Origin of the sequence: Vogesella indigofera, assembly GCF_003633895.1 — a bacterium.
Lineage (GTDB): Bacteria > Pseudomonadota > Gammaproteobacteria > Burkholderiales > Chromobacteriaceae > Vogesella > Vogesella indigofera.
The window spans coordinates 1-12,262 of the sequence record NZ_RBID01000019.1 but is presented as its reverse complement, the minus strand read 5'-3'; the positions used below and the strand labels follow the sequence as shown (position 1 = coordinate 12,262).

At 67.6% G+C, this 12,262-nt stretch carries 12 protein-coding genes and 2 rRNA genes; 5 read left to right on the top strand and 9 right to left on the bottom strand.

The features are described from left to right. Positions 1-13: 13 nt before the first annotated feature. The 3 genes from cobT (at position 14) to C8E02_RS15520 (ending at position 2,533) form a co-directional block, all read left to right on the top strand. Positions 14-1,054, top strand: coding sequence for a nicotinate-nucleotide--dimethylbenzimidazole phosphoribosyltransferase (cobT, locus tag C8E02_RS15530; RefSeq protein WP_120812266.1), 1,041 nt, complete (start codon positions 14-16; stop codon positions 1,052-1,054). Further along, on the top strand, positions 1,051-1,659 hold the full coding sequence (locus C8E02_RS15525; protein WP_120812263.1) for a histidine phosphatase family protein: 609 nt from the start codon (positions 1,051-1,053) through the stop codon (positions 1,657-1,659). Before cobT ends, C8E02_RS15525 begins: the two co-directional genes overlap by 4 nt. A 70-nt stretch (positions 1,660-1,729) precedes the next feature. After that, a complete protein-coding gene (locus C8E02_RS15520) occupies positions 1,730-2,533 on the top strand; it encodes an adenosylcobinamide-GDP ribazoletransferase (RefSeq protein ID WP_120812261.1) in 804 nt (267 codons plus the stop codon). Between the two features lie 84 nt (positions 2,534-2,617). Here C8E02_RS15520 and speB read toward each other — a convergent pair whose 3' ends face one another. Further along, a complete protein-coding gene (gene speB / locus C8E02_RS15515) occupies positions 2,618-3,586 on the bottom strand; it encodes an agmatinase (RefSeq protein WP_120812258.1) in 969 nt (322 codons plus the stop codon). Positions 3,587-3,762: 176 nt separating this feature from the next. Between speB and C8E02_RS15510 the strand changes: the two genes are divergently transcribed. Both C8E02_RS15510 and C8E02_RS15505 read left to right on the top strand, forming a co-directional pair. Further along, positions 3,763-4,869, top strand: coding sequence for a YjgN family protein (locus C8E02_RS15510; RefSeq protein ID WP_120812256.1), 1,107 nt, complete (start codon positions 3,763-3,765; stop codon positions 4,867-4,869). Beyond that, positions 4,863-5,777: a M48 family metallopeptidase gene (locus C8E02_RS15505; RefSeq protein ID WP_120812253.1), complete on the top strand. Its 915-nt coding sequence runs from the start codon at positions 4,863-4,865 to the stop codon at positions 5,775-5,777. Before C8E02_RS15510 ends, C8E02_RS15505 begins: the two co-directional genes overlap by 7 nt. 127 nt (positions 5,778-5,904) lie before the next feature. Here the strand turns inward: C8E02_RS15505 and C8E02_RS15500 are convergent, their stop codons facing one another. The 8 genes from C8E02_RS15500 to rrf (C8E02_RS17845) form a co-directional block, all read right to left on the bottom strand. Further along, positions 5,905-7,866: a PhoX family protein gene (locus tag C8E02_RS15500; protein WP_120812251.1), complete on the bottom strand. Its 1,962-nt coding sequence runs from the start codon at positions 7,864-7,866 to the stop codon at positions 5,905-5,907. 97 nt (positions 7,867-7,963) lie between these two features. After that, positions 7,964-8,770 carry a YoaK family protein gene (locus tag C8E02_RS15495; RefSeq protein WP_120812248.1) on the bottom strand — a complete coding sequence of 269 codons (807 nt, stop codon included), beginning with the start codon at positions 8,768-8,770 and terminating at the stop codon, positions 7,964-7,966. A gap of 49 nt (positions 8,771-8,819) precedes the next feature. Beyond that, entirely contained in the window at positions 8,820-9,650 is an 831-nt protein-coding gene (locus tag C8E02_RS15490; RefSeq protein WP_120812245.1) for an SPOR domain-containing protein, read from the bottom strand. Then, entirely contained in the window at positions 9,647-10,363 is a 717-nt protein-coding gene (locus C8E02_RS15485) for a type III pantothenate kinase (RefSeq protein ID WP_120812241.1), read from the bottom strand. The genes C8E02_RS15490 and C8E02_RS15485 overlap by 4 nt, the downstream gene beginning before the upstream one ends. After that, a complete protein-coding gene (locus C8E02_RS15480) occupies positions 10,360-11,325 on the bottom strand; it encodes a biotin--[acetyl-CoA-carboxylase] ligase (protein WP_120812238.1) in 966 nt (321 codons plus the stop codon). The genes C8E02_RS15485 and C8E02_RS15480 overlap by 4 nt, the downstream gene beginning before the upstream one ends. Further along, a complete protein-coding gene (rfaE2, locus tag C8E02_RS15475) occupies positions 11,322-11,819 on the bottom strand; it encodes a D-glycero-beta-D-manno-heptose 1-phosphate adenylyltransferase (RefSeq protein ID WP_120812569.1) in 498 nt (165 codons plus the stop codon). Before rfaE2 ends, C8E02_RS15480 begins: the two co-directional genes overlap by 4 nt. A 165-nt stretch (positions 11,820-11,984) precedes the next feature. Then, positions 11,985-12,098 (bottom strand): 5S ribosomal RNA (gene rrf / locus C8E02_RS15470). 74 nt (positions 12,099-12,172) lie between these two features. Then, a 5S ribosomal RNA gene (rrf, locus tag C8E02_RS17845) occupies positions 12,173-12,262 on the bottom strand; the annotation flags it as partial.

Here is a 12,262-nt window from a genome sequence, read left to right as displayed (position 1 = left end):
ATCAGGAGCCATCATGTCGCGCATTCCTCCCCCCGATCTGTCCGCCCTCGCCGCCGCCCAGGCCCGCCAGCAGCAACTGACCAAACCCGCCGGCAGCCTCGGCCAGCTGGAGAGCCTGGCCTGCCGGCTGGCCGCGCTGCAGGGGCGCGAGGTGCCGCTGCCGCTGTCGCCGGCGATCACCGTGTTTGCCGGCGACCACGGCGTCTGCGCCGAGGGGGTGTCGGCCTATCCACAGGAAGTGACCGGCGCGATGGTGGCCAACTTCGTGCACGGCGGCGCGGCGATCAGCGTGCTGGCGCGCGTCAACCAGGCGCGGCTGGAGGTGGTCGACGCCGGCGTCGCGGCCAAGCTTGACGGCCTGCCCGTCGTGCACGCCAGGGTGCGCGCCGGCAGCGGCAATATCCGCCGCGAGGCGGCGATGAGCGCCGACGAAGTGCAGCAGGCGCTAGCCGTTGGCCGCGACGCGGCACGGCGTGCCATCGCCAGCGGCGCGACGCTGCTGATCGCCGGCGACATGGGCATCGGCAACACCACGCCGTCAGCGGCGCTGATCTGCCGCCTGACTGGCCACAGTGTGGACAGCATCGTCGGGCGCGGCACCGGTGTCGACGACGCCGGCCTGGCGCTGAAGCGGCAGGTGGTGGCCGACGCGCTGGCGCGCGTGGCGGCGGCCAAGCTGGACGGCCGCGCGTTGCTGGCCGAACTGGGCGGCCTGGAAATCGCCGCCATCGCCGGCTTCTATCTGGAAGGCGCGGCGCAGGGCGTGCCGTTGCTGCTGGATGGTTTCATCAGCACCGCCGCCGCGCTGGCGGCACAGGCCATCGATGCCGACATCGCACCATGGCTGCTGGCCAGCCACTGCTCGCAGGAAACCGGCCACCAGCTGGCGCTGACGGCCCTGGGGCTGACGCCGCTGCTCGACCTCGGTTTCCGCCTCGGCGAAGGCTCCGGCGCGGCGACAGTGATCCCGCTGCTGCAACAGGCGATCGCACTGCACGCCGGCATGGCCACCTTTGCCGAGGCCGGCGTCGCCGGCAAATCGGAGCCGGCATGAACCCCTACACCCTCACCCTGCTGCGCCACGGCGACATCGACCATCAGGGGCGGCTGATCGGTCACACCGACCTGCCGCTGACCGAGCGCGGCGCCGCCGACATGGCCGCCAGCTGGCAGCGCATCGTGCGTCACGCGCCGGTGACCAGCATGGCCACCTCGCCGCTCTTGCGCTGTCGCGAATTCGCGGTGCAACAGGCACTGGCCTGCGGCGTGCCGCTACAGGTGGCACCGCTGCTGGCCGAGTGCCACTTCGGCGCTTGGGAAAACCGGCCGCTGGCCGACATCGCCGCCACCACGCCGGACTGGCAGACACTGCTGGCGCGCGGACTGCTGACGCCGGAGGGCGGCGAATCGTTCGATGCGTTCCGCACCCGGGTGCTGACCGGCTTTGCCGACTGGATGCAGCAGGCGCGCGGCAGCCACCGCGTGCTGGTCAGCCACGGCGGCGTGATCAACGTGCTGCTGGCCGAGCTGCTGGGCACCGACTTCAACGTGGCACGGCTGATGGCGGTGCAGCGCGGCGGCTTCGCGCAGCTGTCGATGCTGGAGGGCCATCCGGCCTACCTCACGCGGCTGGAAGCGCCGGATCACGGCGGCAACTAAGTTATCCACAGCCACGCCCATTTCCGGAAGTTATCCACAACAGCCCCTGTCACCCCTCTGCGACCCGACCATGCGCTCACTGATCCTCGCCGTGCAGTTCCTCACCCGCCTGCCCACGCCGCAGCTGAAAACCTTCGACCCGGCGTGGCTGGCCGACGCCGCGCGCTGGTTTGCGCCGGTCGGGCTGCTGGTCGGCGCCGTGGTGTGGCTGGCGGTGCTGGCCGGCAGCCTGCTCGACCCGTGGCTGGGCGCGCTGCTGGGCCTGCTGGCCTGGCTGTGGGTCACCGGCGGCCTGCATCTGGACGGTCTCGCCGACCTCGCCGATGCGCAGGGCGCGGCGCACCGTTCGCGCGAGCGCTTCCTGGAAGTACTGAAAGACCCGCACCTGGGCAGCTTCGGCGTGATGAGCATGGCGATGCAGCTGATCGCCAAGCTGGTGCTGCTGATGCTGGTAGTCAAGTTTGCACTGGCGGAGGCGGGGGTTTCCCAAGGTGCGCTTTATTTCCCGGATGCGCCTGCGGCTTACCCGGGCTACCTGTCCGGGCTTGCGGCCAACCTTGCACCGCTGCTGCTGGTGCCGGCGTGGGCACGGCTGTTTACCGTGGCATGGTCGGCAACGCTGCCCAGCCTCGCTGCCGGCAGCGGCGAACGCTTTGCCTGGCGCACGCACTGGCCATCGTTCTGGCTGAGCGCCGCTCTGCTGGCCGTGGCCTCGTGGTGGCTGGCGCCGGCGCTGCTGCTGGCACCGCTGGCCGGGCTGTGGTGGTGGGCGTACCTAAAAAAGAAACTGGGCGGCATGACCGGCGACTGCCTCGGCGCCGGCATCGAGCTGTGCGAAAGCCTGCTGTTGCTGCTGTTGCTCGTCCCACACTGAACCGGCTCCCCATGAAAAAACCGCGCCCTGTCTGCACACGGCGCGGTTTTTGTTTGCGGCCAACGTTGGCCGCAGGCGGACGGCTTACAGCGTGCCGGCCACCTTCTTGTTGCGCAGCAGGCACAGCATGTCACAGGCGATGTGCGCGGCGGCGATGGCGGTGATTTCGCTCTGGTCGTAGCTCGGCGCCACTTCCACCACGTCCATGCCGACGATGTTGAGGTCGCCCAGGTTGCGGATGATCTTCAGCGCCTGCGCGGTGGTGAGACCGCCCGGTACCGGGGTGCCGGTGCCCGGTGCAAACGCCGGGTCGAGACAGTCGATGTCGAAGGTGACGTACACCGGTGCATCGCCGATGGTTTTCTTGATCTCGGCGATGGTGGCATCGACGCCGTTGTCGTGCACCCACGGCGCGCCCAGCACGTTGAGGCCCATGAAATCGTCGTTCCAGGTGCGGATGCCGACCTGTACCGACTTGGCCGGATCGATCAGACCTTCCTTCACCGCCTTGTAGAACATGGTGCCGTGGTTGAGCGAATCCGGCTCGTCGTCGGGCCAGGTATCGCAGTGCGCGTCGAAGTGCAATAATGCCAATGGCTTACCGTACTTCTCGGCGTGCGCGATCAACAGCGGGTAGGTGACGAAGTGGTCGCCGCCGAAGGTCAGCATCTTGGCGCCGGAGGCGAGGATGGTGCGCGCGTGTTCGATGATGGACGGCTTGATGGTCAGCGGGTTGTGCGCGTCGAACCAGCAGTCGCCGTAGTCGATCACCGCCAGGTCGTCGAACGGGTCGAAGCCCCACGGGTAGGGCTTCAGCTCGGCCAGCTGCACGCTGGCGGCACGGATCGCCTGCGGCCCCTGGCGCGCGCCGGAGCGGTAGGTCACCGACAGGTCCAGCGGAATGCCGGACACCGCCACATCGACGCCGTCGAGGTTGCGCGTGTAGTTGCGGCGCATGAAGGACAGCACGCCGGCGTAGGTATTTTCGATGGAGGAGCCGTACAGGCTCTGGCGGCGAATGGCGCCGTCGCCCTTGATTTGATCGTCAGACATGTTCGCTCCGCAAGAAGAGCACGCCGCGGCGACGCGCCACGACGATTACCGTCCATCTGTACAGCCGACGGTTTGAGGCTGGCGCACCCCGCGGTGCGCAGCGCGCAGTGTGCCGCGTGTCTGGAGACAGAGCAAGTTTTGCCGTGGAATTAACTACTTAGCGAGAGACGTTCTCAATGAATCAACGCGATCATCATCCGGCCCCGCCAGGCGGCAAATACGTGCTGCCGTTTGCCTTCACCGCCACCACGCGCGCGTACTACCGGCTGTGGCTGGTCAATGTGGTGCTCACCATCGTCACGCTGGGGATTTACTCGGCGTGGGCGAAAGTCCGCACCCAGAAATACCTGCTCGGCCACACCACGCTGGATGGCGGGCGCTTTGATTACCACGGCAAGCCGATCGCCATCCTGAAAGGCCGCCTCATCATGCTGCTGGCGCTGGCGGCGTGGACGTTTTCCGAAAGCCTGCCGCTGCTGCACGCGGCCATCGCGCTGCTCGCCATTGCCGCCGCACCGTGGCTGGGGGTGCAGGCGCTGCGTTTCCGGCTGGCCAACACCAGCTGGAACCAGATGCGCTTCCGTTTTAGCGGCAGCAGCGCCGACAGCTATAAAGCCTTTGCCAAAAGCTGGGCGCTACTGATCCTGAGCCTCGGTCTGGCGTGGCCGTGGGCGACGCAGATCAAGCAGCGGTTTATCGCCGGACACAGCACGCTGGGGCAGGCCAGGCTGCAGCTGCAGCCCTGCGCCGGCGCGCTCTATCGCGCGGCGCTGGGGAGCACGTTGGCCGCAATCTGCTATCTGCTGGGAGCCGGCATTATCGGAGGGATCATCTGGCAGGTGGCCACGCTCAGCGGTTTCGCACACGGCATTGCCGTGCAGTTTGGCCGGGCGGCGCTGACGCAACTGGACATCGTCTTCTTCAGTATGCTGGCGGCGCTGTGGACGATGGCCACACTGGGCTATGCGCGCATGGCGATCAGCCGCGTGCTGATCAACCACACTACGCTGCAGCTGGCGACACTGGAAGCACGCCTGGTCTGGTCGCTGCCCACCCGCCAGATGCTGGGGCTGCACTTTTCCAATACGCTGGCCCTGTTGCTCAGCCTGGGCCTGGCCTGGCCGTGGATACGCATCCGTACCCTCCGCCTTCAGCTGCAGTCGCTGTCCCTGCTCAGCAGCAGCGACCTGTCGGCACTGCCGCTGCATACCCCGCTTAACCGGCAGGACGACGCCCGTGGCGACGAACTGGCCGAGCTGATGGCGCTGGATCTGGGATGGTGACGATCAAGGCCTTATGGCGCGACGGCAAAACGCCGCAGGCGCAGGCGGCCAACGTTGGCCGCATCGACGACGAGCTGCTGCTGCTGCGCGATGGCCGGCAATACCGTTATCGCCTGGCCGATATCCGGCTGGAAGCCGGCGTCGCCGATCTGCCGGACACCGTGCAGCTGCCGGATGGCGGCACGCTGGAGGTGGCCGACCGCATCGCCATCCGCCGCCTGATCGGCGGGCTGTCCTGGGGCGACCGCAGCGGCCACTGGCTGCAACAAAGCTGGCGCGCGCTGGCCGGGCTGGCGCTGCTGGCCATCGCAGCCCTGTGGCTGGGCTATCGCCATCTGCTGCCGCTGGCCGCCGGGGCGCTGGCGCCGCTGGTGCCGGTAGCGGTAGAGCAGGCGCTGGCGGACAGCACCCTGCAGTGGCTGGACCAGAGCGGTGCCATCGGCCCCAGCCGCCACGGCGAGGCACGGCGTGCGCGGCGTGCGCGGCTGCAGCAACAACTGCAGGTGCTGCTGCCCGACAGCCGCTACCGCTACCGCCTGCTGCTGCGCGACGCGGCAGTCATCGGCCCCAATGCCTTTGCCCTGCCCGGCGGCACGATCGTCGTCACCGACCAGTTGCTGGCGCTGATCCAGCGCAATGACGAGCTGCTGGTGCTGCCGGTCTCGCTGGCCAATGCCGACTATTCGCGCGCCCACGAGCGCGAAGCCGACCGCTTTGCCTACGCCCGCCTGCGGGCACACGGCCTGTCACCCTGCCTGCTGGGTTACAGCCTGCAACGCATCGAAGCCGCCACCCACCCGCAGACCACCGACGACGAAAACAGCCCCGGCAGCTGGTTTGCCAGCCATCCGGACACCTCCGCGCGCAGCCAGCCGGACGGCGTGCGTTGCCCGCCGCTGCCGGACTGAACGCCCCGCGCCTGGCGGGCAGGCTGACGGGGATGACACCTCGCCGACAGCACTGCGGCCAACGTTGGCCGCAAAAAAACAGCCCCGCAGTCGCGGGGCTGTTGTCCTTCGCTGCGGTGCCAGCGGTTTAGCTGCCGATCACGCCGCCGTTCAGCTTGCGCACCACCACCGTGCCGGCACGCGGGCGGCCGGCGTTGGCGCCGTCCGGCCAGCGCGAGATCGCGGTCGGCTTGGCCGGGTCGTTGCGCTCGGAATCCGGCTCGCCCGGGTGCTGGATGTTGACGAACATGGTCTTCATGTCCGGGGTGAACGCGAGGCCGGTGATCTCGCAGCCTTTCGGGCCGACCAGGAAGCGGCGGAATTCGCCGGTTTCCGGCACCACCGCCACCATCTGGTTATTGCCCATGTCCTGGTACTCCTTCATGTTCACCGTGGAGGTGGACACGTCGGTCTGTACCCACAGTACGCCGTTGTGGTCGAATTTCAGGCCGTCCGGGCTGCCGAAGGCGTCGCCCTTGATGTTGCCGACGTGTTCTGCCTTGGCGGCGTCGGGGCGGCCGGCCAGCACGAAGATGTCCCACTTGAAGCCCAGGGCGGCGGCATCGCTGCCGTTTTCCTGCCAGTGCATGATGTGGCCGAACAGGTTGCCATTGCGCGGGTTGGCCGCATCGGCCCCCGGCTTGCCGTCCTTGCCGCGGTCGCTGTTGTTGGTCAGCGTGCAGTACACACTGCCCGGACGACGCGGATCGACCGCAATCCATTCCGGACGGTCCATCTTGGTGGCGCCAACCTTGTCGGCGGCCAGGCGCGCCATGATCACCACTTCGCCCTGGTCGGCAAAGCCGTTCTCGGCGGTCAGCCCGTTCTGGCCGTGCACCAGCGGCAGCCATTCGCCGGCGCCGTCGGCATTGAAGCGCGCCACGTACAGCGTGCCTTCCGACAGCAGGCCCATATTGGCCTTGCGGTTCTTGGCGTTGTACTTGTTCCTGGATACGAACTTGTAGATGTATTCGAAGCGCTGGTCGTCGCCCATGTACACCACGGCGTGGCCGGACGGCGCGATGGTGACGGTGGCGCCTTCATGCTTGAAGCGGCCGAGCGCGGTGTGCTTCACCGGCTTGGCGCTGGCGTCGAAAGGGTCGATCTCCACTACCCAGCCGAAGCGGTTGGCTTCGTTCGGGTTCAGCTGCAGGTCGAAGCGGAAGTCTTCCACCGCCCAGTTGTAGCCGGCGCCCTTGTTGTTGATGCCGTAGCGCTTCTCGTTGGCGGACAGGGTGCCGGAGTCGTTGACGAAGTAGCCGTCCCAGTTCTCTTCGCAGGTGAGGTAGGTGCCCCACGGCGTCTGGCCGTTGGCGCAGTTGTTCAGCGTGCCGAGGATTTCCACGCCCTGCGGGTCGGCCTCGGTCTGCATCAGCTTGTGGCCGCGCGCCGGGCCGCTGATCGCGATCGGGGTATTGGCATGGATGCGGCGCGCGTACTTCGACGGCCGTACCACGCGCCAGCCCTTGCCGGTGTCTTCCACCTCGATCACCGACACGCCGTGCGCGTGCTGCGATTTCAGCACCTTGTCGGCATTCCATTTTTTCATGCCGTCGACGTGCAGCAGGCCGTCGTCGGTGTATTCGTGGTTCATCGCCAGCAGGCCGTGCTTGGAGCCGGTCGCGGCCAGCGGCAGCGGGAAGTAGCTCATGCCGTCGTGGTGCATGCCGGCCTGTACCGCCTGCTCGGCGGCGCTGTTGGACGCGTCCTGCTTGAACGCCGGCATATTGCCCTTGATGCCGACCGGGTCGCCCCAGGCGTACAGCACGTCGGCGCTGTAGCCTTCCGGCACCACCACGCGGTCGTCACTGGAGAACGGGATGGACTTGAAGCCCAGCAGCGGCGTCTTCTTGGCGAACGGCACGCTGGCGGCTTCGGCCAGGGTGGCGAAACTGCCCGACAGCACGCCGGCCACACCGAGGGCACCGGTGCCCTGCAGCAGGCTGCGGCGGGAGAAGCGGGCTTCCAGCACCTCGGACAACGCCGGGTTGGCACAGGTGTTGGAGGTGTCATCGACACCGTATTGTTTGTATTTGTAGCTGTCGGACATGATAAACCTCGTGGCGGCATGCGTTTGTTGACCGCGCCTACCTTAAGGCAGTCCCGTGACAGCCAGATCACGAAACCATGTCACTTCGATGACGGTTTCATGTCTTTTCACGCGGCACGGCGCTGCGGCTATGGCGCCACCAGCGCCAGCGCAGACGCAGGTCGTACCACAGCGGGCGCAGTCCGAGCACGAACAGGAACAGCGCCAGCGGCACGCTGAAGCCGTAGCCGAGGTAGCTGAAGCCGAGCGCACCGACCAGGCCGCCGACGAAGAAGGCGCCGAGGATCAGCAGGTAGATCTGCAGCCGTTCGCGGTTGGCGTGCACCTGCGCCACCTTGCTGCTGCGGTCGCGGTTGAAATAGCTGGCGCGAGCCAGCTCGATGCCGATGTCGGTGGCGATGCCGGTCATGTGGGTGGAGCGCAGCAGGCCGCCGGACAGCTTGGTGACGATGGTGTTGTGCATGCCCATGATGAAGCACAGCAGCAGCACGATCGGCGGCGCGAAGAACGCGGGCGCGATCGCCAGCGCGGCGCCGGACACGCCGAACAGCAGCAGCAACAGCGACTCCTCGATCAGCGACACGCCGTAGCCGCTGCGCAGGCGCTGCCGCCGCGCCCAGTTGATCAGCCACGCGGCGTGGGCGGCGCCGGCGATGAAGGCCAGCAGCGCGGCCAGTGCGGCCAACGTTGCCGACACGTCGCCCAGCACCAGGTGGTCCGCCATCGACGACACCACGCCGGACACGTGCGAGGTGTAGCGCTGCACCGCGAGAAAGCCGCCGGCATTGAGCGCGCCGGCGATGAAGGCCATCGCGCCGCCCAGCAACCAGGTCAGCGGCTCGCGGTACAGGCTGCGGGTGGCGACGCGCTGGTCCAGCAGCCGGGAAAAGTGTTGTCGATGCATGGCGGGCCAAAGAAAAAGGCAGACCGCACGGTCTGCCTCGGGTTCGCGATCAGCTGCAGGCGCGCAGCGGGATGCCGGGCAGCAGCCGCTGCTGCAGCGCACGCAGCTTGTCGGCCTGGGCCGCGTCCAGCGCGCGGAAGCTGAGGGTGGTGAGCTGGCTGCGCTCGCTGCGGGCATCGACCCTGGCCTTGTCGTAGCCGGCGGCCTTCAGCCGCGTGACCAGTGCCTGCGCCGCCGCCTCTTTCGAGAACAGGCCCAACGACAGGTGGCCGCTGAACTCGCCCTCGGTCTTGACGATGTAGCTGTCGAAACCCTTGCCCTTCAGCTCCGCCACCAGCGTCTGCGTTTCCGCCTTGGTCGCCAGCGGCGGGTAGAACACCCACACCCGGCCGGAGCCGCGCGCCTCTTCCTTGACGCTGCTTTGCGGCGCGGTGGCCAGCTTCAGCGCCGGCAGCCCGCCCTGCACCCGTGCCAACTGCTTGGCGTCCAGCGCGCCCCACGCCAGGCACTGCCCGGCCGCGACCGGTTTGGCCGCCGGCGTGAGCTCAACCTTGGCCACGGTCGGCGTGTCGGTCTTGAGCGGTGCCGCCGGCTTCGGCATGACCGGCTTCTGTACGGCTGGCTGGCTGGCGAGGGTTGCCGGCAGTGCCGCCGCCGGGGTAGCGACGCTGGCGTCGAGATTGTCGGGCAGCGCGGTGACGGCGCTGGCTTCCGGCTGTGCCAGCGGTGTAGACGCCGGACTCCAGCTGGCCGGCAGGATGGTCAGCTGCGCCGCATTGATGTCCTGCGCGCCGATGTCGGCGACCGGTTTCTGCTTCAGCACGCCATAGAGGCCGACCAGCACGTTCAGTACCACCACGATTACGAGAAACCACTTCATGAGCCGTCTGCCACGCTTGCTAATCCATAGATGACGAGATTATCCACCATCCGCGTGTCCGGCGGGAGGTGCGGCTGCAACAAAGCGGCATCGCCGCCGGTGAGCAGCAGCAGCGGCGACCGCCCAGTGTGTGCGGCCAACCTTTGCTGCAGGCGCTGGATGGCGCCGCACAGCGCGTCGATGGTGCCGGAGGCCAGCGCATCCTCGGTACCCTGCGGGAAGGCGCAGGCCAGGCCGGCGGCCCGGTCGAGATTGGCGGTATTCTGCGCCAGGCTGGCCAGCATCAGCCGGTAGCCGGGCAGGATCAGGCCGCCCAGATAGTCGCCCTCGGCGGTCAGCGCCTCCACCGTCAGCGCGGTGCCGGCGCTGGCGATCACCACGTCCTGAGCCGGATAGCGCTGGCGCGCGCCCAGCACCGCCAGCCAGCGGTCGGCGCCCTGCTCCGCCACATTGCGGTAGTGATTGCGTACCCCCAACGCCGTCGCCTGCGCGCGCTGCCACTGCACCGGCAGCGGCGAAGCCGCCTCGATCGCCTGCCGCACCGCGGCGTGCGCCACGCTGGCGGCCAGCACCGCGCTCAGCGGCAGCGCCGCCCACGGTGCGGCCAGGCTGGCGATGTCGGCGTGCGCCACCGCGCCCTGCTGCTGCAGCTGCCTGCCGTCCCACAGCGCCCACTTGACGCGGGTGTTGCCGGCATCGATCAGCAGCTTCATGGCGCCGCTCGCAGGCTGACTTCGCCGACGTGAAACACGCGGCGGCCGGCCGCGCTGTCGACCAGCAACGCCCCGCTGTCGTCGACACCGACGGCAACACCATCGGCCGGCTCGCCATGACTGAAGCTGAGGCGCACCGGCTGGCCGATGAAGGCTGCCAGCTGGTGCCACTCGTCGCGGAAGGCGGCAAAACCGTCACTGTCGAACTGGCTCAGCACCTGTGCCAGCTGGTTGAGCAGCGCCGCCAGCAGCGCATTGCGGCCAACCTTGCAGCCGGCGTCGGCGAGATTGGCCACCGGCTGGTCCACCTCGCCCGGCGCCGCCACATTGAGGCCGATGCCGATCACCACCGCCGCCGGTCCCAGCGCATCGCCGGACAATTCGATCAGGATACCGGCCAGCTTGCGGCCGTCGAGCAGCACGTCGTTCGGCCATTTCAGCGCCACCGGCACGCCGAATTCGCGCAAGGCACGCACGATGGCAATGCCGACCACCAGCGATAGCCCGGCCAGACCGGACAGGCCGCGATCAAAGCGCCACAGCAAGGAAAATGTCAGCCCGGCACCGAGCCGCATCTGCCAGCGCCGCCCCAGCCGACCGCGACCGGCGGTCTGCCGCTCTGCCGCCAGCACCAGGCCGTGCGGCGCGCCCTGCGCAGCGCGCGTGGTGAGCTGGGTATTGGAGGAGTCGATCTCGTCGGCCAGCGCCAGCGTGAACACGTTGGCCGCACGCTCGTCCAGCCCGGCGCGCACCGCAGCCACCTCCAGCAGCGAAAATGGCGCCGGCAGGCGGTAACCCTGGCCGCGCACGCTGAACACGGTCAGGCCGAACTCGTTCTCCAGATGGTGCACCGCCTGCCACACCAGGGTGCGCGAACAGCCGAGCTGCTGCGCCATCGCCTCACCGGAGTGGAAACGGCCGTCGGCCAGGGTACGCAACACCGAAAACGCCAGGTCTTTCATTGGCCGTCCACGGTCCGGATTTTCTTGATGGTGGCGGTGGTCGAGGTATCGAACAGGAAGGGAATGGAGTGCACCTCGCCGCCACGGGCCAGCGTTTCGGCGCTGCCGACGATCTTGTCCACCGTCCAGTCGCCGCCCTTGACCAGCACATCCGGCTGTACCAATTCGATCAGCTCGGCCGGGGTGTCGCTGTCGAACCAGGTCACCAGGCTGACGCTTTCCAGTGCCGCCAGCACCGCAGCGCGGTTCAGCTCGTTGTTGATTGGGCGGTCGTCACCCTTGCCCTGCCGCTTCACCGAGGCATCGCTATTCAGCCCCACGATCAGGCTACCGCCGAGCGCGCGCGCCTGCGCCAGATAGGTCACATGGCCGCGGTGCAGGATATCGAAACAGCCATTGGTAAACACGATCGGGCGCGGCAGTGCGGCCAACCTTGCGGCCAGTTGCGCGGCGGGACAGATTTTTTCTTCAAACTGCGGAGTCGGGTAAGCCATGCGGTTCCTTTGCTGCGGCCACGACGACACGCGGCACACCATACGATAAGCGGCAAGGATACCATTGCCGCCACGCTTGCCGCAGCGCCAATGCCATGCAAAAAGCCCAGACACGGGGTCTGGGCTTTTCTGTGCGCCGCGGAATGTTCCGCAGCGCTAATGGGGCTCTGGCAATGTCCTACTTTCACACCCGCAATGGGCACTATCATCGGCGCTAAAGTATTTCACGGTCCTGTTCGGAATGGGAAGGCGTGGTACTACTTCGCTATGGTCACCAGAAAAACTGGTCGTTTACCGGCATTCGGCGGGTAAACCAATGCCCTGACCATCAGGTCAGGGCATCTGAATGGGGCGTCTGGCGGTGTCCTACTTTCACACAGGTATCTGCACTATCATCGGCGCTAAGGCGTTTCACGGTCCTGTTCGGAATGGGAAGGCGTGGG

Coding starts and splice junctions, on each gene's coding strand:
- cobT (WP_120812266.1), top strand. CDS start 14: ATGTCGCGCATTCCTCCCCCCGATCTGTCCGCCCTCGCCGCCGCCCAG.
- C8E02_RS15525 (WP_120812263.1), top strand. CDS start 1,051: ATGAACCCCTACACCCTCACCCTGCTGCGCCACGGCGACATCGACCAT.
- C8E02_RS15520 (WP_120812261.1), top strand. CDS start 1,730: ATGCGCTCACTGATCCTCGCCGTGCAGTTCCTCACCCGCCTGCCCACG.
- speB (WP_120812258.1), bottom strand. CDS start 3,586: ATGTCTGACGATCAAATCAAGGGCGACGGCGCCATTCGCCGCCAGAGC.
- C8E02_RS15510 (WP_120812256.1), top strand. CDS start 3,763: ATGAATCAACGCGATCATCATCCGGCCCCGCCAGGCGGCAAATACGTG.
- C8E02_RS15505 (WP_120812253.1), top strand. CDS start 4,863: ATGGTGACGATCAAGGCCTTATGGCGCGACGGCAAAACGCCGCAGGCG.
- C8E02_RS15500 (WP_120812251.1), bottom strand. CDS start 7,866: ATGTCCGACAGCTACAAATACAAACAATACGGTGTCGATGACACCTCC.
- C8E02_RS15495 (WP_120812248.1), bottom strand. CDS start 8,770: ATGCATCGACAACACTTTTCCCGGCTGCTGGACCAGCGCGTCGCCACC.
- C8E02_RS15490 (WP_120812245.1), bottom strand. CDS start 9,650: ATGAAGTGGTTTCTCGTAATCGTGGTGGTACTGAACGTGCTGGTCGGC.
- C8E02_RS15485 (WP_120812241.1), bottom strand. CDS start 10,363: ATGAAGCTGCTGATCGATGCCGGCAACACCCGCGTCAAGTGGGCGCTG.
- C8E02_RS15480 (WP_120812238.1), bottom strand. CDS start 11,325: ATGAAAGACCTGGCGTTTTCGGTGTTGCGTACCCTGGCCGACGGCCGT.
- rfaE2 (WP_120812569.1), bottom strand. CDS start 11,819: ATGGCTTACCCGACTCCGCAGTTTGAAGAAAAAATCTGTCCCGCCGCG.